Source organism: Lactococcus sp. bn62, assembly GCF_029492705.2.
In the GTDB taxonomy this organism is placed as follows: Bacteria; Bacillota; Bacilli; order Lactobacillales; family Streptococcaceae; genus Lactococcus; species Lactococcus petauri.
This window is the reverse complement of record NZ_CP120417.1, coordinates 635,423-655,579: the sequence shown is the minus strand read 5'-3', so window position 1 is coordinate 655,579 and position 20,157 is coordinate 635,423. Positions and strand designations below refer to the sequence as shown.

The following is a 20,157-nucleotide window of genomic DNA, read 5'->3' as shown; positions in this document are numbered from 1 at the left end:
TTTTTATTATTTTAATTTTAATACTTGCCCAGGTGATATTGGTGAACCATCGGCATTGTATCCTGTTGCTGAGATATTATTAAGGCTGGCAATTACAGACCATGCAACACCTGTCTTCGCTGATATCTTACTTGGATCGTCTCCAGCTACAATAACATAAGTTCCACCCTCTTCAGTGGAAGATTCTTCAGTGGTTGGCGGTGGAGCTACAGTACTTTCTTCTGGTTTCACTTCTTCAGTAGTCTGTTCTGTTTGTTGCTCCGTGGTTTGCTCTACAGTTTTTTCTGGATTTTCCTGAGCAAATCCACCGCTATGTTGCGTTTGATTATTCCAAAGAATAAAGGCAATCATGAAACCAACCAGTAAAAACATCGTCACGACAGTAAAGGTTAAAGCACGTGAAGTTAATGACTTGTTATTGTGTTTTTTTCTTGGCTTGCTGCCCGAACGACTTTTTTCGGAATCTGCTTTCATGGCCTTATAGATTTCTTTATCCCACGGTTCTTTTTCTGCCACATCTTTTTCCTTTCCTTTTTTATTTTTTTATATTATCATCATTGTATGAAAGTAAACATAATACCAGAAAATTGTATTGCATGTGGCCTTTGTTATTTACATGCTCCAGATGTCTTCGATTACCATGATAACGGTATCGTTAAATTTAATAATTCCGATAAACTGGAAAAAGAATATTTTTCTGATGATAAAATAATAAGTGCAGCCAAGGCTTGCCCAACAGCTGCGATAAAGATTACCAAATCTTAAAACCTTAAACTCTGATATTTATTTTACCATAAAATTACTTCTTTATCTAACTATTTCGTGATTTTTAATTAGGTATTTTCATTATATATACAGCTTGTTTTTGATTGACAAGTTGTTTTTATTTTCGTCAGTTAAATTAAAAAATCAGATTTATGAAACCAGTTTCACAAATTTTTGCAAATGTTTTCAATTTGTAGTATACTAGGACAGTAATAATTATATTATATAAAAATTTATAAGGAGGTTACTCAATTGAGTATCGGAATTGTTATTGCGAGCCACGGTGAATTCGCTGCGGGCATCAAGCAATCTGGTTCAATGATCTTCGGTGAGCAAGAGAAAGTACAAGCTGTTACTTTCATGCCTAACGAAGGACCAGACGACTTACGCGCCAAAATCGAAGCCGCTATCGCAACATTTGATGCTGAAGATGAAGTCCTTGTCCTTGCTGACTTGTGGAGCGGTTCTCCATTTAACCAAGCAAGTGCTGTTATGGGTGCCAATCCAGAACGCAAGGTAGCTATCATCACAGGCCTCAACTTGCCAATGCTTATTCAAGCCTACACAGAACGTATGATGGATGCTTCTGCTGGTGTTGAACAAGTTGCTGCAAACATTATTAAGGAAGCTAAAGCTGGTATCAAAGCATTGCCAGAAGAGCTTAATCCTGCTGAAGAAAGCGCTACACCAGCTGAAGCTGGCGTAAACGCTGCCGCTATCCCAGAAGGTACTGTTGTTGGTGATGGTAAGATTAAAATTAATCTTGCACGTATCGACTCACGTCTTCTCCACGGTCAAGTTGCTACTGCTTGGACTCCAGATTCAAAAGCAAACCGTATCATCGTTGTTTCTGACGCTGTTGCCAAAGATGAGATGCGTAAAACACTTATCACACAAGCTGCACCTCCAGGTGTTAAAGCCAACGTTGTCCCTATCAAGAAAATGATTGAAGTTGCTAAAGATCCACGTTTTGGTGAAACTAAAGCTCTTCTCTTGTTTGAAACTCCTCAAGACGCACTTGCTGCTATTGAAGGTGGCGTACCTGTAGAAACACTTAACGTGGGTTCTATGGCACACAGTACAGGTAAAACAATGCTTAACTCAGTATTGTCTGTAAACAAAGATGATGTTGCCGCTTTTGAAAAGTTACGTGATCTCGGCGTTAAATTTGACGTTCGTAAAGTCCCTAACGATTCTAAATCTGACTTGTTTGCTTTGATTAACAAAGCAGACGTTAAGTAAAATTAAATATTATTAGGAGAAATTTATAAAATGAGTATTATTTCAATCATTTTAGTTCTTATCTTCGCGTTCTTAGCTGGACTTGAAGGTATCTTGGACCAATGGCAATTTCACCAACCAATTATCGCCTGCTCATTGATCGGTATCGCTACTGGTCACATGGCTGCAGGGATCATCTTGGGTGGTTCATTGCAAATGATCGCCCTTGGTTGGGCTAACGTTGGTGCCGCTGTCGCACCTGACGCTGCACTTGCTTCTGTCGCTTCTGCTATCTTGATGGTTCAAGGTGGTAACTTTGACTTGACACACATCACTGGTGTTATCGTACCTGCCGCTATCTTGTTGGCAACTGCTGGTCTCGTACTTACTACATTGGTTCGTTTCCTTTCAGTTGGTATCGTTCACTTAGCTGATGCTGCTGCTGAAAAAGGTTCTTACTCAGGTGTTGCTGGTTGGCACATGTTCGCACTCCTTCTTCAAGGTTTGCGTATTGCTATCCCTGCTGCAATCATCCTTGCTATCCCTGCTGAAACAGTAACTGCTGCCTTGAACTCAATTCCTGATTGGGTTTCTAAAGGTCTTGCTGTTGGTGGTGGTATGGTTGTTGTTGTTGGTTACGCAATGGTTATCAACCTCATGGCAACTAAAGAGCTATGGCCATTCTTCTTCCTCGGATTTGTACTCGCACCACTTTCTTCAATCACTTTGATTGGTATGGGTATCCTTGGTGTTGTTATCGCTCTTATCTACCTCAATCTTTCTAATACTGCTGGTAACGGTGGAACTGCTTCTTCAAGTGGTGACCCAATCGGCGATATTCTCAACGATTATTAATTAGGAAGGAGATTTTATAAAAATGGAAAATACAAATAAAAAGTTTAGCCTTTCTAAAAACACACGCTTGAGCGTTATGTTCCGTTCAATGTTCCTTCAAGGTTCTTGGAACTACGAACGTATGCAAAACCTTGGTTTCCTCTATTCAATCATCCCTGCATTGAAACAGTTCTACAAACCAGGTTCTGAAGAAGCTAAAGAAGCTTTGAAACGCCACATGGAGTTCTTCAATACTCACCCATACGTAGCCGCACCTATCGTCGGTGTTACATTGGCCCTTGAAGAAGAAATCGCTAACGGTGTTGAAATCGATGAAGCAGCTATCCAAGGTGTGAAAGTCGGTATGATGGGACCTCTCGCTGGTATCGGTGACCCAGTCTTCTGGTTCACAGTACGTCCTATCGTTGGTGCCATCGCTGCCTCACTTGCAACTGGTGGTTCTATTATCGCTCCAATCTTCTTCTTCGTTGTTTGGAATGCAATCCGTATCGCTTTCTTGTGGTATACACAAGAGTTTGGTTACAAACAAGGTACTGCAATTACAAGCGACCTCGGTGGAGGAATGCTTCAACAAATTACTAAAGGTGCATCTATCCTTGGTATGTTCATCCTTGGTGTATTGATCCAACGTTGGGTTAACATCAGCTTCACTGGTCCTAACGCTATGCTCCCATCTAAACCTTTGGCAGATGGTGCTTACGTTGGTGAATGGATCGACAAAGCAGGTAAAGTCGTTGTTCAAGGTGCCCAAACAGGTACTACAGGCGACGGTGTTGCTAAGTTTGATTGGTTAGACCAAGCAGGTAACGTTGTTGGTAACGGTGTTGCTGGTCAAGACGGTTTCGCACATTACGTAACTGTTGATCAACTTAACACAGTTGACGGTTCTACATTGCACAACATCTTAGGTCAAGTATCATCTGGTCTTGGCTTGAGCCCAGAACAAACACAATCACTTCAAGACGTGTTCAATTCATTAATTCCTGGATTTATCGCATTGCTCTTGACTTTCCTTGTGCTTTGGATCTTGCGCAAATGGAAAAACAAAAACGCACCATTGTTCATCATCATTGGTATGTTCGTTCTTGGTATCGTACTTCACGTTGCAGGTCTTGCTTAATAAGATTTTAAAACAAGAACAAAATCGTCGTGTACTCGCGGCGATTTTTTATTAAGATTATTTTTGCTATAATAAATATATTATAATATCGTTAGGAGCACTAAATTGGCACAATCACTGAATACTAAAGTCGACTTTACCACTGCTGGTATTGCTTATCTTGGCTTTGCTGAATATGGTAAAATTATGATTGGAGACCGAGCTTTCGAGTTTTTCAATGATACTAATGTTGAAAAGAACATGCAATTCCCTTGGGCCTCTATTAAACGTGTGGAAGGTGATGTTTCTGTTTCCAAAAACGGAAAAGTAAAAATTGGACGTCAGTTTATCATCGTCTTTCGTAATGAGCAAAAAGTTCGTTTTGCTGCCAAAGAGTCTGGAACTGTCTTAAAATACATCCGACAATATATTGGAAATGAAAAAGTCGTCCGTCAAAAAGGATTCTTTGATAAATTCTTTAGCCTCTTCCGCCGTAAAAAGAAATAAGAAATAGCCTCCATCGGGGGCTATTTTTTTATAAAAAAAAAACACACTGCACATGCACCATGATTTTCTAGATTAAGTATCTGTTCCGTTTCGTTCACGTCTAAATAAATTAAAATATAGGCGATCTAAAATCTTGTCACGGTAGTCCTTTCGTCCAATAAAGCGTGTGACTTTGCTGAAAATATAACATGACAAGAGAGTGACAGTAAAGTTTGGAAAGGCTAGATAAGTCGCTAAAGATAGTCCCATAACGACGATATCAATCCCAAACAAGACACGGTCAATCGTAAATTGCCAGCGATCTTCCATAATTCGACTCAAGAGGATTGAACCGCCAAAAGTCCCGTTGGATACTACAACAAGTCCTGCACCTATTCCTGATAAAATACCGTCAGAAATACCAGCGAAAATAATTTGATTAAATTGAAAACCGTTAATTCCCATCGCCTCATAAGCCAGCATCCATAAACTCATCGCAGCTGCACCAGGAACACTCAGCAAAAGCTCTTTTCGGCTCAACAATTTCCACCCAAAGAGAAACAAGGGAATATTTACTACAAAGAAAGTCAGTGCTGGGTTGATTCCAAAAACAAAATCAACAAATACTGAAAAACCTGCAATCCCATTACTTGCTAAGTAATTAGGAATAACAAAAAGTCTTACCGATAAAATATAAAAACCCACTCCTACAATAAGAACAATTAAATCTTTTATAAACTGCTTATCTATCTTTACTCCAATGATCGACATAGGCCCCCCTTTATTCTATAATACCATTTAGGAATTTAAAGAACTAATGATTTATGAGGCGCTTGCAAAGTTTTAAATTTTCTGATAGAATGACATTAGAAGTCAGTTTTGAGACTATCTTTTTCAAGAGAGCTTGTGGGTGGTGAAAACAAGTAAAGATTCTTTAAACATTCTGCTTCTTGTTTGATTTTATCCTATGAAAATAGGAACGTGTTTCTCGCGATAAGGGAACTAAAGTCCTATCCTTATGATAGGAAATTTAGGTGGAACCGTGCTTATAGCGCCCTAATTCTTCTTTCAGGAGAATTAGGGCTTTTTATTTTATATTAAAAGGAGATTTTATGCTTGATATCAAAAAAATCCGTGCAGACTTTGACGGAGTAGCCGCAAAATTGGAAACACGTGGTGTTAAAAAAGAAACACTGCAAGAACTCCATGAACTTGATGTACGCCGTCGTGAACTGATCGTACAATCTGAGAACTTAAAAAAAGAACGTAATGCCGTATCTGATGAAATCGCGTTAGTTAAACGTGAAAAAGGCGATGCATCTGAAAAAATCACTGCCATGAAACAAGTTTCTGCTGATATTAAAGTTATTGATGCTGAACTTGCTGATATCGAAGAAAAGTTGACCACTTACACAACAACGCTTCCCAACTTGCCACATGATGATGTGCCTGTAGGTGCTGATGAAGATGATAATGTTGAAATTCGTCGTCATGGTCAAACGCCTGAATTCAGCTTTGAACCTAAACCTCATTGGGACTTAGGAGAGTCTCTTGGTATCCTTGATTGGGAACGTGGCGGTAAAGTTACCGGTTCTCGTTTCCTCTTTTATAAAGGCGCTGGTGCGCGTTTAGAGCGCGCCTTGTATAACTTTATGTTGGACGAACATGCTAAAGAAGGTTATACTGAAATGATTACGCCTTATATGGTCAATCAAGATTCTATGTTCGGTACAGGTCAATATCCAAAATTCAAAGAAGATACTTTTGAAGTAAATGATGATCGTGGTTTTGTGCTCATTCCTACTGCTGAAGTACCTTTGACTAACTACTACCGTGGTGAAATCTTGGATAATGCTGAACTCCCAATCTACTTCACAGCAATGTCTCCTTCATTCCGTTCTGAAGCTGGTTCAGCTGGCCGTGATACACGTGGCTTGATTCGTTTGCATCAATTCCATAAAGTTGAGATGGTCAAATTTGCACGCCCTGAGGAATCTTACAATGAACTAGAAAAAATGGTTCTCAATGCCGAAAACATTCTCCAAAAACTCGGTTTAGCTTATCGTGTAATCGCACTTTCTACAGGCGATATGGGCTTCTCTGCCGCTAAAACTTATGACTTGGAAGTTTGGATCCCTGCCCAAAATACTTACCGTGAAATTTCAAGTTGTTCAAACTGTGAAGATTTCCAAGCACGTCGCGCCCAAATCCGCTATCGTGATGAAGATGACAAAGTTAACCTGCTTCACACTTTAAATGGTTCTGGACTTGCTGTTGGCCGTACAGTTGCTGCAATCCTTGAAAACTATCAAAACGAAGACGGCTCAGTAACTGTCCCTGAAGTTCTTCGTCCATACATGGGTGGTTTAGAAGTTATTAAATAAAACAAAAAAACTTGCAAATGCAAGTTTTTTATTTTACAACTCAACGATATTCCCAGATTTCAAGTAAACGATCCATTCACAAAGGTTAACCGCATAGCCGGTAATGCGTTCCAAGAATACAAGAGTCATCAAGTAATCTTTACCTGTCGTGATTGTTTCTGTATTTTCTTTCATTGCTTCCAAGATTTTTTCTTGGATTTCACCGCTCATATTTTTAACCGTTTGGTATTGGTCTGCGATTTCACGCGCACGTTTATCATTGCCTTGAATATAAGCATTCAAGGAAGCATCAACCACTGATTTCACTTTTTCACCTAACAGGGAAATGTCTTCTTCGACTTCATGGATGCGCTCTTCACCTTTAAGGTTGATTGCCGCCTTAGCGATTGAAGTTACATGATCGCCCATACGTTCCAAGTCACTTGAGGCTTTAAGCACTGTGATAATCGTACGTAAGTCTCCTGACACTGGTTGTTGTAAAGCAATCATTTCCAGTGATTTTGTTTCTAATTTTGTTTCCAATTGGTTAATCATTTCATCACTTGTAATGACATCTTCTGCCAACTCACGATCATGACTCACAAAGGCACGAACTGCTTTATTCAATTGTGCAGATACTTGTGTTCCCATTGAATAAAATTGGTTGTGAAGTTTATTGAGTTCTTCTTCGAATTGTGTACGTAACATTTTTTCTCCTCTTAACTAAGCTCAGAGCAATAGGTGCTCCTTACATCATACCATATTATCCAAACTTACCAGCAATATAATCTTCTGTTTCCTGTTTTTCAGGGTTAAGGAAGATTTTTTTCGTATTGTCCATTTCAACCAAGTCACCATTAAGCATGAAGGCAGTACGATCAGAGATACGTGAAGCCTGTTGCATGCTGTGCGTAACAATAGCCAAAGTATAATCTTCTTTAAGTTCTAAAAGTGTCTCTTCTACATGCCCTGCCGAAATCGGATCTAGAGCTGACGTTGGTTCATCAAGCAAGATGATTTTAGGATTGACAGCAAGCACACGTGCGATACACACACGTTGTTGTTGTCCGCCAGATAACCCAAGCGCTGAAGTATGAAGGATATCTTTTACTTCATCCCAAATATTTGCAGCCTTAAGTGAATTTTCAACGACTTCATCCAGCAAAGCTTTGTCTTTTACACCTTTGAGACGCAAACCATAAACAACATTTTCATAAATCGAAAATGGAAAAGGATTTGGTTGTTGAAAAACCATGCCGATTTCTTTACGAAGATCTACGGTATCCACTTTTGGACTGTAGATGTTATGTCCTTTATACATAATTGCGCCCGTAATTGTTACTGTTGGAATTAAATCGTTCATGCGGTTAATTGAACGCAAAAGCGTTGATTTTCCACATCCAGAAGGGCCAATAAGTGCTGTAATCTCATTAGGATAGAATTCCATATTGATTTGATTGAGCGCTTTTTTCTTACTATAATACAGCGAAAGGTCGCTGACTGTTAAAATTGCTTCTTTTGTCATATTGTCCTCTCGATTATCCAAAGTGTCCTGAAACATAATCTTCTGTCGCTTTAAGATTTGGCTGTGTGAAGATTTTGCTTGTCTCATCGTATTCAATTAAGTCGCCTGAATAGAAGAATGCTGTATAGTCAGAAACACGACTGGCTTGTTGCATGTTGTGCGTAACGATAATGATCGTATAGTCTTTCTTAAGTTCGGTCATTGTTTCTTCAATTTGCATTGTAGAGATAGGATCCAAAGCTGAAGCTGGCTCATCCATTAAGATAATTTCCGGTTTAACCGAAAGGGCACGTGCAATACATAAACGCTGTGCTTGACCACCAGAAAGGGCTAAGGCTGACTTGTTCAAGTTGTCCTTGACTTGCTCCCATAAAGCTGCTTGCTTAAGCGATGTTTCCACGATTTCATCTAATTTTTTCTTATCTTTTATGCCTTCACGACGATGGATAAAAGCGATATTTTCATAGATTGATTTTGGGAAAGGATTTGGTCTTTGGAAAACCATACCGATTTGCTTACGGACTTCGTAAACATTGACTTTAGGGTCACTGATATTGACACCTTCATACATGATTTCACCTGTAACTCGTGCACCATCAATCGTATCATTCATACGGTTAAGCGCGCGGAGATAAGTTGATTTACCAGAACCTGAAGGGCCAATTAAAGCCGTCACTTGATTTTTAGGAAATTGCATAGAGACACCATGAATTGCTTCTTTTGTGCCATTATAGAAAACCCGCAAATCGTTTGTTGAAAGAGCGATATTTTTGTCGAAAGTCAAAATCTGATGTTCGTTCCAATCATAAGTTGCCATATTTTTCTATATTCCTTACTAATTTCCAGATGTGAGTTTCTTGTGGAGGCGATTTCCGAGGAAGCGTGCCCCAAGGTTGAACAGCAATACAAAGATAATCAGTACTGCAGAAGCTCCTGCAGAAATCTGAGTTGCTGTTGCGATTGTTCCTTCAGTGTTCAAAGCCCAAATATGTACGGCCAATGTTTCAGCAGGACGGAAGAGTGACAATGGGCTTGTCAATGACATAGGATTCCAGTTGGCCCAGTTGATTGGCAAGTTGGTTTGACCCGCAGTATAAATCAAAGCTGCCGCTTCACCGAATACACGTCCTGAAGATAAGATAACCCCTGTTAAAATCCCCGGTACTGCTGCTGGTAAAATGACTTTAGTGGCTGTTTCCCATTTTGATAAACCGAGAGCCAAGCCACCTTCACGTTGCATTGTCGGAATGGCACGGAGTGATTCCTCAACATTACGTGTCATCAAAGGTAGGTTGAATACTGTGAGAGCGAGGGCACCGGACAAGACAGAGAAACCAAGGCCAAACTGAATAACGAAGAGCAACATACCGAAGAGACCCACAACGATTGAAGGAAGTGATGATAATACCTCAATCGCTGAGCGAACTGCACCAGTCAACCAATGTTTTTGATTGGCGTATTCTGAAAGGTAAATTCCCGCACCCAATGAAAGTGGAATTGAGATAATTAAAGTCACAACTAATAAGTAAACTGAGTTAAAAAGTTGAATAGCAATACCGCCGCCAGTCAATGGATTTGACGGTGTTGTTAAGAATTCCCAAGATACAAAAGGTAAACCTTTAACTAAAATATAAATCAAGAGAAAAGCGAGTATTGCAACAATGATACCTGAAAGTGCATAGAGCACGCCAGTGGCAATTTTATCTGTGCGTTTTGCATTCATTATTTAAGGCTCCCTTTCTTAGCGATAGCACGCATCGCAATATTAAATACCAATGACATAAGGAGAAGGAGGAGGCCAAGTGACCAAAGGGCATTCAATTGAATACCTGGTGTCGCATTTGGAATACCTGATGTCAAAATTGAAGTTAGAGTTGAAGCCGGAGAAACCAAATCTTGTGGCATTGTTACGGCATTACCAACAACCATTTGGATGGCCAAGGCTTCACCAAAGGCACGCGCCATACCAAAGATTACTGCAGTTAAAATCCCAGGTGCTGCGGCACGCAGTAAGACACGCCAAATGGTTTGCCAACGTGTTGCCCCTAAACCAAGGGAAGCTTCACGATAATGAGGTGGGATGGCTTTAAGCGCATCGACAGTCATTGAAGTAACTGTTGGTAAAATCATAACAAAGAGTACGAACACACCCGCAAGCAAGCCAAGGCCTGTTCCACCAAATGTATTACGGATAATAGGTACAACAACAGTCAAACCGATAAATCCATAAACAACTGAAGGGATACCTACCAAAAGTTCAATAACCGGTTGCAAAATTTTCGCACCATATTTTGGCGAAATTTCTGTCATATAGATTCCTGCTCCGATGGCAAAAGGAGTTGCCACCAAAGCTGAAAGCACAGTAACGATTAAAGAGCCCGCAAACATTGGTAAAGCACCAACTGCAGGTTTCCCGTCAGGGCCGATTGCTCCAGGCTCCCAATGTGTTCCAAAGAGGAAACGGAACGGATTCACACCATCCACAAAGAAAGTTGAAAGACCTTTTTGAGCGACAAAGACCAGAATAAGTCCAACGACAAAAACGATAATTGCGATACACAAGAATGTCAATGTCCTACCAAATTTTTCCAAGCGTGAATCTTTTGAACTTGAAAGTAATTTTTCTTTAATTTTTGAGTTTTCCATAACTACCTTACTAATTATTTAATTGGTGTAACTTTACCTTTATAATCACGATCAATTTTCATCTCCGTTACTGGGATATAGCCGAGTTTTCTCAGCGTTACTTTGTCATTTTTGACATAGCTGATAAAGCGATTTTCTACAAAGTTCTCATTTTTATTGTTGGTATACATATGTTCGTAAGACCAAATTTTCCACTTGTTGGTTGTTACATTTTTATCTGTAGGTTCAACCCCGTCTAAGTTCAATGGTTTAATCCCTGGTTTATGGATATAAGGGAACGAAACGTAAGAGATTGCACCTGGTGTTTGACCAACCAATTGTACAACCGAACCTGAAGCATCTTGTGTAGGGCCATCAATTTCACGCGCACCATTCAAGGCAAGGTTATCAAAATTAACACGTGTTCCAGAACCTGCTGTCCGTCCGATAACCGTAATTTCTTGATCTGGACCGCCAACTTCTTTCCAATTTTTTACTTTTCCAGTGAAAATATCAATAAGTTGGTCTTGAGTGACATTGGATAGGTCCAGATTTCGGTTTACGATTGGTGCAAAGCCAACGACTGCAACCTTATTTCCTGTAATTTTAGAAGCATCAATTCCTGATTTTTCTTCCGCAAAGATATCTGAGTTACCAATTTGGAAAGAACCTGCGACCACTTGTGCAAGTCCAACACCTGAGCCTCCACCTTGAACCATAATAATATCTTCTGGATATTTCTTCATATAGTCCAAGGAAACTTGTTCAACCAGTGGTTTCATTGCCGTTGAGCCACCTACTGTGACTTGATTTGAGTTGGGCGCACATGCCGCTAAAGTCACAAGACTCATTGCTGCAAATAAAGCCATTAAAATTTTCTTTTTCATATCCTTATTTTAGCATAAATCAACCATAAATAAGCAAAAGCTTACCGCTTACAATGTAAACAGTTTGTAAATGGAACGGCAAAGAGAGCACCTGAGACACGGCCCAAGTACTCTTGCTCTTTGCATCATCATTAAGAACAAGGATTTTCTAAAAGAATAAGGTTTTGTAAAGTAAAACCAAAGGTATGAAAAGAAAATTTTAATGCTTTACTCTGCTCACTCTTATTTCTTATTTATTTGTGATTTTTCCTTGAGCGTCACGTTCAACTTTCATATCAGAAACCGGGATATAGCCAAGTTCCTTGATTGTTTTTGTATCTTCAGTCACGTATTTGATAAAATCTGTTTCGGCTGCTGTTTCTTTTTCTTTATTAGTATACATGTGTTCGTATGACCAAACTTTGTAGCTATTGTCTGCAACATTTTCATCTGTTGGTTTTACATTATCAATACTGACTGCTTTGATATCTTTACTCTTATCAAGGTAAGAAAAGGCAACATAGGAGATTGCACCAGGTGTTTGAGAGACCATAGTTACTGCCGTACCTGAGGCATCTTGCGTCGGACCTTCTACTTCTTTTTCGCCCCCAAGAGCTAAATTATCAAAGTTCACACGTGTACCTGAACCTGCTGCACGCCCAATTACTGTGATTTTTTCATCCGGACCTCCAACTTCCTTCCAGTTCTTCACTTTTCCTGTGAAGACATCTTTAAGTTGTTGTGTTGAGAGATTATCAATGTTAATATCTTTATTTACAATTGGAGCAAAACCAACGACAGCTACTTTATGGTCGTTCAATTTAGAAGCATCAATTCCTGATTTTTCTTCTGCAAAGATGTCAGAGTTGCCGATTTGGAAGGTTCCTGTTGAGACCTGAGTCAAACCTACACCGGATCCACCACCTTGTACAGTGATTTGAACTTCTGGTTTTTTAGCTGTGTACTCAGTTGAAGCTTGTTGTGCCATAGGTTGCAAGGCTGTTGAACCTCCAGCGATGATTTTACCTGAAGCTGGCGTTGAGCTTCCTGAGCTGCTATTAGACGATGAATTGCCATTTCCACAAGCTGCAAGCGTCAACAGAGCTGCACCAGCGATAATTCCAGAAAGTAACTTTTTATTCATGAGATTTTCTCCAATAATTTTCTATGTTCTCCGTAAGCTCTTTCGCTTACAATACTATCTTAACACTGTTGGCAACCTCTAATTGTAAATGCTTCGTAAATACTAGGTAAACGCTAAGTAAACGGTTTTACTTTTTATTATTGCTACAAAAAAAAGCAAGAAACAATTGTCTCTTACTTTTTAGCGATTGTAGGCCTTGATTTGACGAGCAATATCACGATTTTGCTCTTTACGTTTGAGTGTTTCACGCTTGTCGTACTGTTTTTTTCCTCGTGCGAGTCCCATTAAAACCTTGGCAAAACCATTCTTCAGATAAACTTTTAAAGGAATAAAAGTAATTCCGGTTCCTGTCAACTCCTTCTCAATCTTCACGATTTCTTTTTTCTTAAGTAAAAGTTTACGCGTGCGCAGTTCATCCACATTAAAGATGTTTCCTTGCTCGAAAGGTGCAATATGAACATTTGAAAGCCAAACTTCACCATCTCGTACCCGAGCAAAACCATCTTTAAGTTGAATTTTTGCCTGACGAACCGATTTGATTTCTGTTCCTGTTAGAACAATCCCTGCCTCAAACGTTTCAAAAATTTCATAATCATGCCGGGCCTTTTTATTTTGGGCCAGGGGCTTATCTACTGTATTTTTTACCATAATTTTATTATAGCAAAAAAGTAGGGATGTTGCTTTTCTTTCAAAAGTTTAGCTTCAAATTTTTCGATTAGTTATTGCTTAAATCTTGCCCATTTGAAGCAATCACTTTTTTATACCAGTCAAATGATTTCTTCGGTGTACGTTTTAGGGTTCCATTTCCCTGGTCATCACGATCAACATAGATAAAACCATAACGTTTAGACATCTCGCCTGTTCCAGCAGATACCAAGTCAATACAGCCCCATGAAGTATAGCCCAGAAGCTCGATTCCGTCCAACTCGACTGCTTTAATCATTTCTGAAATATGTTCAGCCATATAAGCGATACGATAATCATCTGCTACATAACCTGTTTCATCTGGTTTATCTATAGCTCCTAAACCATTTTCAACAATGAAAAGTGGTTTTTGGTAGCGATCGTAAAGTGTATTCATGGTTGTGCGTAGCCCCACAGGATCAATCTGCCAGCCCCATTCAGATGCTTTGAGATAAGGGTTTTTAACTGAGGCGAAGATATTACCTGATGTTTCTTCATCCCCTTCTTCCTGAACTTTCGCAACGCGGCTTGAATAGTAAGAGAAGGATACAAAATCAACAGTATTCTGAGCAAGAAGTTCCTCATCACCTTCAAGAATAGGCAAAGTAAGGCCCTCACGTTCCAGCTGTTTCAAGAAATAATTTGGATATTTGCCACGTGCTTGTACATCAATCAAGAAAAGATTCTCACGGTTTTTATCGAGCGCTTCACGAACATTTTCTGGTTTTGAATCCCAAGGATAGTAATCTCCAGCAGCTACCATACAGCCAATCTTATTTTCCGGATCTATTTGGTGGCCAATTTTTGTCGCCAAGGCTGAGGCAACAAGTTCATGGTGTGCTGCAGTAAAGAGGACTTGGTCACGATTCTCTCCTTCTTCAATATAAACACCTGCACCCATAAACGGAGCGTGCAAGAGCACATTGATTTCATTAAAGGTAAGCCAATATTTGACCAGACCTTTGTAGCGTGTAAAGAGGACAGTGACTAAGTTTTCATAAAAACCAACCAACTTACGATTACGCCAGCCCCCATATTCTGTTACCAAGTGCATTGGAATGTCAAAATGCGTAATGGTCACTAAAGGCTCGATATCATACTTACGTAGCTCTTTAAAGACCTTTTCATAAAACATTAAGCCTTCTTCGTTAGGTTGAGTTTCATCACCTTTTGGGAAAATCCGCGACCAAGCAATAGACATACGGAAAGTTTTAAATCCCATTTGAGCAAACAAGGCAATATCTTCTTGCCAGTGATTGTAAAAATCAATAGCTTCATGTCCAGGATAGAAAAGTCCTTCTTCTGGCTGCAAATGCTTTTCAAGTCCTAAAATAATAGCTTCACGGCGTGAGCCATGTGGGGCCAAATCCACATTGGCAAGTCCGCGACCACCTTGATCCCAGCCGCCTTCATATTGGTTGGCAGCTGTTGCACCGCCCCAGAGAAAATCTTTAGATAATGGCATTATATGCTCCTTTGTATAATTTAGATTATTGTAGATACATCATCGGAATGTATGCGTTATCAATATTTTCATTATAGCAAAAATTATCAGAGCAATCTGTCGGAAATATGGAAAGTCTGTTCCTATTTCTCGAAACAAAAGGCTAAAAAACAACCCATATTATTTTGTTAACTTCTCTTAAATATACATATCACGCTGTTCCAACCAATTCCTTAATAATACGAAAGAGTACCTGAGAGCGTTTGTTTCCATTTTTTGAAAAAGGTATAATAAATGCACAAATAAAAAACTGGAGAGCTCTTAATGAAAGAATTGTATTTAATGCGCCACGCTCAAACTCTATTTAATATGCAAGGGCGCACGCAAGGTTGGAGTGATTCGCCACTGACACCAAAAGGAATCGATGATACGCTTAAGGCAGGAGAACGACTTCGAGCAAAACGACTTTGCTTTGATGCCTTCTACTCTTCCACACAAGAGCGGGCTTCTGACACTCTAGAATTGTTATTTCCCAATCAAGAATATAGCCGCCTGAAAGGTCTTAAAGAAATGAATTTTGGAGCCTATGAGGGGCATAGTGATTACTTGGAACCTATAGATAAAACGACATACTTCAAAAATTTTGGTGGTGAAAGCAGTCATCAGGTCTCTGAGCGGATGTACCAAAGTTTATCAGAATGTTTAAACAAGCACGATAAGGTTTTCGCCCTTTCTCACGGTGCAGCAATGCATTTTTTTACTCAGGAGAAGGTTTTTAACTTTGAGAGTCAACCTCCTGTGCCACTCGGTAACTTGGCTTGCCTTCATTTTACTTATGATGAAGGAATCTTTACCTTTATCGAATCAATCTCACTGTTATAAAAAGGCATCTTTCTCATCGAGCATAGCCGATGCCTTTTGAACTTTCTAGAAAATTTTAAGGATATAAAAATGATAGGGGACAGCACTTCTTGTTCTGGCTGTATTAGCTGTGGGACAAAGCGAACTTCCTTCAGGAGTAAGTACTGGTTTTATCGCCGTTATTATCATGTCTTTAGGCTTATCTTTAGGTTCAACAACAGGCTTTGCCGTTAATCCTGCACGAGATTTAGGTCCTCGTCTTGTGCATATACTCTTACCACTTAAACATAAGGGGACTTCTGATTGGGCATATGCTTGGATTCCGGCAATTGCACCTCTTGTTGGCGCTGTTCTGGCCGCTTTATTATTCAAGCAACTGATTTATTAAACAAATAAAAAGCAACTTTAAACAAAGTTGCTTTTAAATGTGTCATCAATCAGTTTATTTTTCTTATTTTGGCGTATTTCCTGTGTCTTATGCGCTAATTGTTCTAAAATAGCCATCACAGGAAGTTGTGTCGTTAAATTCCCCAATGCGTGTACCTTTGAACCCTCATGTGCCACATTATAGGGGATAGAAATATCGGCCATATTAGCCATTGTGTTATTTACTTCATTAGTGATTGCAATAACCTTAACGCCATCTCTTTTATAGGCAACAATCTGAGCAATAATAAAGTTGGTCTTCCCAGAAATAGAGAGTGCTACAACTGTCATTGTTTTGGCATTATTTGTCATTAGTGGTTGATAAGGATCAATGACTTCAAAAGCAGGTAATCCGGCATTATTAAAATATTTTGTGCCATAATCCGCTAAGGCACCTGAAGTTCCAACACCCATAAAAACCGTATACTCGGTTTCTTCTAGGAGCTTTGCAGCCTCATCAATAAGGGCAGTATATTCAGGACTCAATAAACGTTTAGTAAAGAGCTCGAAGGCAAGAAGATTATCATACTTTGGATCTTCTGTTTTCAGCGAAATTTGGTGTTTTTGTTTTTGCAAATAAGTCTTGAGTTCATTCCAGCCTGAAAAACCTAACTTATGTGTCATACGTACAATTGTCGTAGGCGAAGCATGGACAGTCGAAGCAAATTCACGAATGGTCATGTTCATGATAATTTCTGGTGCTTTAACAACTTCCTCAAAAATTTTACTTTCCAAATCATTGAGCGCATTAAGCTTATTATCTTCAAGCATCTTTTTCTCTCCCTCTACCGTATTCCTTACTCTTGCATCCAGTATAGCACATTTTTTATTACAAAATACAGGAGCAAATAAAAACTATCAACTATAAATACAGCTCGTTTCTCCTTATAATCAGGCATTTAGACGGGATGTTTAAAACATCTCATTCATGTAATAGAACATGATGATAATGAAAAATGGAAACTAAATTTATCAAAAAGTTCCTATACAGATCACTTTTTCACATTACATTTTTTTATTTCTTCGAAATAGTAATATTGAGATGTACCTCTATATAAAAAAACTTCCAGTTAGACTTAATCAGCTACTAAAAGTTTTTTTATTTTATTATTAAGAAAGTTTGGAACCTACATTTTCGATAAGTTCTGGAATTCCAGCGGCTTTCGATCCACCAGCCATAGCCATATCAGGTTTACCCCCTCCACGGCCGTCAATGTAAGGTGCAAGCTCTTTAATCAAGTTTCCAGCTTTAACATCAGCTGTTTTACTTGCCACTAACAGGCTCACTTTTTCACCAATCTTCGCAACAAGGACAAGAACATCGGACAACTCTTTTTGTTTCCAGATGTCTGCAAGATTACGTAGACCATTTACATCTGGTACTGCAACTTCACTAGCAATATAACTTGTACCTGCTGCTTTGAGAACATTTTTAAAGACTTCATCAGATTGACTTGCAGCTAATTTACCTGCTAATGCGTCATTTTCTTTTTGAGCCGCTTTAAGTTCTTCTTGCATAGCTGTTACTTTTGACACGACTTGAGCAGCTTGTGGTGCTTTCACAACTGCTGCGACTTCATTGAGCGTATTTTCAGCATCTTTAAATACTTCATAAGCTTTTTGGCCTGTTACGGCAACAATACGGCGAACGCCTGATCCGATACCTTCTTCTTTGATAATCTTGAAGAGACCAATTTCACTTGTTGTTGCTGTATGTGTACCACCACAAAGTTCGACAGAGTAATCACCAATTTTAACGACACGAACATTTTTACCATATTTTTCGCCAAAGAGAGCCATTGCGCCCATTTCTTTAGCAGTTTCAATATCAGTTTCTACCGTTTCCACAGCTAATGATTGCCAAATCACTTCGTTAACTTGACGTTCGATATCAGCCAATTCTTCCTTGCTTACAGGAGCAAAGTGTGTAAAGTCAAAGCGAAGGAACTCTACTTCGTTAAGTGATCCTGCTTGAAGTGCATGTTCACCTACAATATTGTGCAATGCTGCATGGAGCAAGTGAGTTGCTGTGTGATTTTTAATGATACCATGACGGCGTTCTGCATCAATTTCAAGTGTGTAAGTTTCACCGACTACAAGAGTAGAGAGAATGTCAACCATATGGAGATTTTGACCATTTGGTGCATGTTGAACATCTTTAACTTCTGCAACAACTTTGCCTGCAGCATTTTTAATCACACCGTGGTCAGAAACTTGTCCACCCATTTCTGCGTAGAATGGTGTTTTATCGAAAATAAGTTGCGCTTCACCGCTTACAGTATCCACTTTTTCATCATCTTTAACTGCCACAAGAAGTTTGCCATCATATTTTTCAACATCATAAAGGAATTCAGATTCTTCTTTAATAGATTGAAGTGTTTCGTTTTGTGCGCCCATTGAACCACCTTTAACGACAGCAGCACGTGCACGATCTTGTTGCTCTTTCATCGCTGCTTTAAAACCTTCATGGTCAATCTTGAAACCAGCATCTTCAGCTAATTCTTCAGTTAACTCTACTGGGAAACCATAAGTATCGTAAAGGCGGAAGATATCTTGCCCTTCAAGCATTGTCTTGCCTTCTTCTTTAAGTTTGGCAAGCAATTCATCTAAGAGTTTGCTTCCACCATCAATTGTACGGCCAAAAGCTTCTTCTTCACGGTCAATAATTTGCATGATAAAATCTTGTTTTTCAAGAACTTCTGGGTAGTATGACTCCATGATTTTACCAACAACGGGAACAAATTGAGCCAAGAATTTACCTTCAATGCCTAATTTTTTACCGTGCATAACAGCACGACGAAGAAGACGGCGAAGAACATAGCCACGTCCTTCATTTCCTGGCAAAGCACCGTCACCGATAGCAAAGCTAAGTGCACGGATATGATCCGCAATAACTTTAAAACTCATGTTGTCGCTATCTGGATCGTAAGTTTTACCAGAAATACGTTCAATTTCACGAATGATAGGGAGGAAAAGATCCGTATCAAAGTTTGTTTTACCACCTTGGATGATACAAACCATACGTTCAAGTCCCATTCCCGTATCAATATTTTTCTGTGGCAACTCTTTATATTCGCTACGTGGAATAGCTGGATCAGCATTAAATTGTGACAAAACGATATTGTAGATCTCGATGTAACGGTCGTTCTCGATATCTTCAGCCAAGAGTTTCAAACCAATGTTTTCAGGATCGTAAGCTTCACCACGATCAAAGAAAATTTCTGTATCTGGTCCTGAAGGTCCTGCACCAATTTCCCAGAAGTTGTCTTCGATTGGAACTAAATGACTTGCATCAACACCGAGCTCCACCCAACGGTTAAATGTATCTTTATCATCAGGGTAGTAAGTAATGTAAAGTTTTTCTGCTGGAAAATCAAAATATTCACTACTTGTAAGCATCTCCCAAGCATAAGCTAGAGCTTCTTCACGGAAATAATCACCAATTGAGAAATTCCCCAGCATTTCAAACATTGTATGGTGACGCGCTGTTTTACCTACGTTCTCAATATCATTTGTACGAATCGATTTTTGCGCATTTGTAATACGTGGATTTTCTGGCACAACTGAACCGTCAAAATATTGTTTCAATGTCGCAACACCAGAGTTGATCCAGAGTAAAGTTGGGTCGTTCACTGGTACTAAAGATTGTGAAGGTTCAATAGAATGCCCTTTTGATTTGAAGAAATCAAGGAACATTTGACGTACTTCTGTTGAAGTCATTTTTTTCATAGCTATTCTCCTAATAAAATAATTTTCATTTACTTTCGATTTGTGAATAAAAACACAATATAAA

The 20,157-nt window shown here is 39.2% G+C and carries 20 protein-coding genes and 1 pseudogene; 8 read left to right on the top strand and 13 right to left on the bottom strand.

Translation table 11 applies throughout. The features are described from left to right. Positions 1-6: 6 nt before the first annotated feature. Positions 7-516, bottom strand: a complete 510-nt coding sequence (locus P3G65_RS03600; protein ID WP_004258888.1) for an SAG1386/EF1546 family surface-associated protein — start codon at positions 514-516, stop codon at positions 7-9. A 45-nt stretch (positions 517-561) separates the two neighbouring features. Between P3G65_RS03600 and P3G65_RS03595 the strand changes: the two genes are divergently transcribed. From P3G65_RS03595 to P3G65_RS03575, 5 genes are all read left to right on the top strand, one after another. Next, on the top strand, positions 562-765 hold the full coding sequence (locus P3G65_RS03595; protein WP_019293077.1) for a ferredoxin: 204 nt from the start codon (positions 562-564) through the stop codon (positions 763-765). A gap of 252 nt (positions 766-1,017) precedes the next feature. Then, complete coding sequence (locus P3G65_RS03590; RefSeq protein WP_017368923.1) at positions 1,018-2,007, top strand: mannose/fructose/sorbose PTS transporter subunit IIB; 990 nt, start codon at positions 1,018-1,020, stop codon at positions 2,005-2,007. Positions 2,008-2,037: 30 nt separating this feature from the next. Further along, entirely contained in the window at positions 2,038-2,841 is an 804-nt protein-coding gene (locus tag P3G65_RS03585; RefSeq protein WP_003134975.1) for a mannose/fructose/sorbose family PTS transporter subunit IIC, read from the top strand. Positions 2,842-2,863: 22 nt separating this feature from the next. After that, positions 2,864-3,961, top strand: a complete 1,098-nt coding sequence (locus P3G65_RS03580; RefSeq protein WP_017368922.1) for a PTS system mannose/fructose/sorbose family transporter subunit IID — start codon at positions 2,864-2,866, stop codon at positions 3,959-3,961. A gap of 105 nt (positions 3,962-4,066) precedes the next feature. After that, positions 4,067-4,447 (top strand): DUF956 family protein, encoded by a 381-nt coding sequence (locus P3G65_RS03575; RefSeq protein ID WP_004258908.1) that lies wholly within the window; start codon positions 4,067-4,069, stop codon positions 4,445-4,447. Between the two features lie 72 nt (positions 4,448-4,519). Here P3G65_RS03575 and P3G65_RS03570 read toward each other — a convergent pair whose 3' ends face one another. After that, a complete protein-coding gene (locus P3G65_RS03570; RefSeq protein ID WP_284071331.1) occupies positions 4,520-5,197 on the bottom strand; it encodes a YitT family protein in 678 nt (225 codons plus the stop codon). A gap of 341 nt (positions 5,198-5,538) precedes the next feature. Between P3G65_RS03570 and serS the strand changes: the two genes are divergently transcribed. Continuing rightward, positions 5,539-6,810 (top strand): serine--tRNA ligase, encoded by a 1,272-nt coding sequence (gene serS / locus P3G65_RS03565; RefSeq protein ID WP_019292033.1) that lies wholly within the window; start codon positions 5,539-5,541, stop codon positions 6,808-6,810. A gap of 33 nt (positions 6,811-6,843) precedes the next feature. Here serS and phoU read toward each other — a convergent pair whose 3' ends face one another. The 9 genes from phoU to P3G65_RS03520 form a co-directional block, all read right to left on the bottom strand. Continuing rightward, the gene (phoU, locus tag P3G65_RS03560; RefSeq protein ID WP_003134981.1) at positions 6,844-7,497 is read right to left on the bottom strand and encodes a phosphate signaling complex protein PhoU; all 654 of its coding nucleotides are present in this window, start codon (positions 7,495-7,497) and stop codon (positions 6,844-6,846) included. A 55-nt stretch (positions 7,498-7,552) separates the two neighbouring features. Beyond that, a complete protein-coding gene (gene pstB / locus P3G65_RS03555; protein ID WP_004258923.1) occupies positions 7,553-8,314 on the bottom strand; it encodes a phosphate ABC transporter ATP-binding protein PstB in 762 nt (253 codons plus the stop codon). A gap of 13 nt (positions 8,315-8,327) precedes the next feature. Continuing rightward, positions 8,328-9,131, bottom strand: a complete 804-nt coding sequence (pstB, locus tag P3G65_RS03550) for a phosphate ABC transporter ATP-binding protein PstB (RefSeq protein ID WP_284071330.1) — start codon at positions 9,129-9,131, stop codon at positions 8,328-8,330. Between the two features lie 18 nt (positions 9,132-9,149). Further along, positions 9,150-10,037, bottom strand: a complete 888-nt coding sequence (gene pstA / locus P3G65_RS03545; RefSeq protein WP_014024391.1) for a phosphate ABC transporter permease PstA — start codon at positions 10,035-10,037, stop codon at positions 9,150-9,152. Beyond that, positions 10,037-10,960: a phosphate ABC transporter permease subunit PstC gene (pstC, locus tag P3G65_RS03540; protein WP_004258934.1), complete on the bottom strand. Its 924-nt coding sequence runs from the start codon at positions 10,958-10,960 to the stop codon at positions 10,037-10,039. Before pstC ends, pstA begins: the two co-directional genes overlap by 1 nt. 14 nt (positions 10,961-10,974) lie before the next feature. Next, positions 10,975-11,826: a phosphate ABC transporter substrate-binding protein gene (locus tag P3G65_RS03535; protein ID WP_019292035.1), complete on the bottom strand. Its 852-nt coding sequence runs from the start codon at positions 11,824-11,826 to the stop codon at positions 10,975-10,977. Between the two features lie 229 nt (positions 11,827-12,055). After that, positions 12,056-12,949 carry a PstS family phosphate ABC transporter substrate-binding protein gene (locus P3G65_RS03530; protein WP_019292036.1) on the bottom strand — a complete coding sequence of 298 codons (894 nt, stop codon included), beginning with the start codon at positions 12,947-12,949 and terminating at the stop codon, positions 12,056-12,058. 180 nt (positions 12,950-13,129) lie between these two features. Further along, on the bottom strand, positions 13,130-13,597 hold the full coding sequence (gene smpB, locus P3G65_RS03525) for an SsrA-binding protein SmpB (protein ID WP_019292037.1): 468 nt from the start codon (positions 13,595-13,597) through the stop codon (positions 13,130-13,132). A 67-nt stretch (positions 13,598-13,664) separates the two neighbouring features. Continuing rightward, positions 13,665-15,098 carry a 6-phospho-beta-glucosidase gene (locus P3G65_RS03520; protein ID WP_019292038.1) on the bottom strand — a complete coding sequence of 478 codons (1,434 nt, stop codon included), beginning with the start codon at positions 15,096-15,098 and terminating at the stop codon, positions 13,665-13,667. 303 nt (positions 15,099-15,401) lie between these two features. On the opposite strand from P3G65_RS03520, the gene P3G65_RS03515 reads away from it, so the two are divergent. Together P3G65_RS03515 and P3G65_RS03510 are read left to right on the top strand one after the other, a co-directional pair. Beyond that, the gene (locus tag P3G65_RS03515) at positions 15,402-15,959 is read left to right on the top strand and encodes a histidine phosphatase family protein (RefSeq protein ID WP_019292039.1); all 558 of its coding nucleotides are present in this window, start codon (positions 15,402-15,404) and stop codon (positions 15,957-15,959) included. Between the two features lie 91 nt (positions 15,960-16,050). After that, positions 16,051-16,326: pseudogene (locus tag P3G65_RS03510) on the top strand (aquaporin); the annotation flags it as partial. A gap of 17 nt (positions 16,327-16,343) precedes the next feature. Here the strand turns inward: P3G65_RS03510 and P3G65_RS03505 are convergent. Beyond that, positions 16,344-17,135 carry a MurR/RpiR family transcriptional regulator gene (locus tag P3G65_RS03505; protein ID WP_019292041.1) on the bottom strand — a complete coding sequence of 264 codons (792 nt, stop codon included), beginning with the start codon at positions 17,133-17,135 and terminating at the stop codon, positions 16,344-16,346. Between the two features lie 339 nt (positions 17,136-17,474). Further along, a complete protein-coding gene (gene alaS / locus P3G65_RS03500) occupies positions 17,475-20,093 on the bottom strand; it encodes an alanine--tRNA ligase (protein WP_107106184.1) in 2,619 nt (872 codons plus the stop codon). Positions 20,094-20,157 lie beyond the last annotated feature (64 nt).